Annotated in this window: 1 protein-coding gene; it reads left to right on the forward strand. The window is 60.0% G+C overall.

The window, feature by feature from the left end; all coding sequences use genetic code 11:
* Positions 1-427: 427 nt before the first annotated feature.
* The coding region (locus tag NPS56_RS30900; protein WP_274078161.1) for a reverse transcriptase domain-containing protein at positions 428-1,245 on the forward strand (818 nt) is incomplete at its 3' end.

A 1,245-nucleotide genomic window follows, 5' to 3' on the forward strand; every position in this document is an offset into this window, starting at 1 on the left:
TTGGTGCGCCAGGCATGGCGCGTTGCGCGAAGCGCAACCAGCTTGGCTGTGGTGGCCACGCTGGTGACTTGGAGGTGAAAGTCCTCTACACACCCGGCAAGGGGAAGTGTTAGCCAGAGGCAAGGGTGTCGCGGGCGACTGCGAATCTGAAGGAAGCCCGAGGCAAAATGCTGGCCTGACGAACAGGAAGCGGATTAGGCGGTGCAGCGGGGTAAGGTAGCCAAAATTGCCAAAGCCCAATACTTGCACGGAACGCTGTGACGTATATCCGACAGGCATAAGCAGGAAGGTCGCGCGAATTACCCTGGGAGATCTGCACGTTTGCCACTGTGCTACCGAGCGTCGAGAGGCGACGGGATGAGCGTGCAGAAGTCAGCCGAAGCCGTAGTAATCGCCGAAACCGGGTCGATGAAGGGCCGAACAGGTTATGCCGCCAGTAGGCGTCAGAGTCTCGTCGAATGCTGAAACGCAGAATATTCTCCAAGAGAAAACTGTTACCCCAGGTCCCGGACGGTATCCGAGGATGACGGCTGACAGGGCGCAAGCATCGACGGCGTCTGTGACGTGGACGAACGCGGAGCCGGACACGCTGATGGCGCGGGTGCTTGCACCCGCCAATCTCAAGCGTGCGTATCAACGCGTAGTCAGCAACAAGGGCGCGCCGGGTGCCGATGGCATGACGGTCGACGAATTGGCGGGCTACATGAAACAGTATTGGCCGATCCTCAAGGCTCGGTTGCTGGCCGGCGAGTATCACCCGCAAGGTGTGCGCGCCGTCGACATCCCCAAACCCAAAGGCGGAACAAGACAGCTGGGAATCCCCTGCGTCGTGGATCGCCTGATCCAACAGGCCCTGCTGCAACAGCTCACGCCGATCTTCGATCCGTTGTTCTCGGACTACAGCTTCGGTTTTCGTCCGGGCAGAAGCGCTCATCAAGCCATCGAAACAGCCCGTGCCCACGTGGCAGCGGGTCACCGCTGGTGCGTGGAACTGGATCTGGAGAAGTTCTTTGATCGGGTCAACCACGATGTATTGATGGCCTACATCGAGCGTCAAATCGAAGACAAACGTGTGCTCACGCTGATCCGTCGCTACCTCGAAGCGGGGACGATGTCAGGTGGTCTTGCCAGCCGACGGCAGGAAGGGACGCCGCAAGGCGGCCCGCTCTCGCCGTTGCTGTCGAACATCCTGCTCAACGAACTCGATCGCGAATTGGAGCGACGGGGCCATCGCTTCGTGCGCTA

The sequence above is a fragment of the Pseudomonas putida genome (assembly GCF_028682635.1).
GTDB classification, from domain to species: Bacteria; Pseudomonadota; Gammaproteobacteria; order Pseudomonadales; family Pseudomonadaceae; genus Aquipseudomonas; species Aquipseudomonas putida_AE.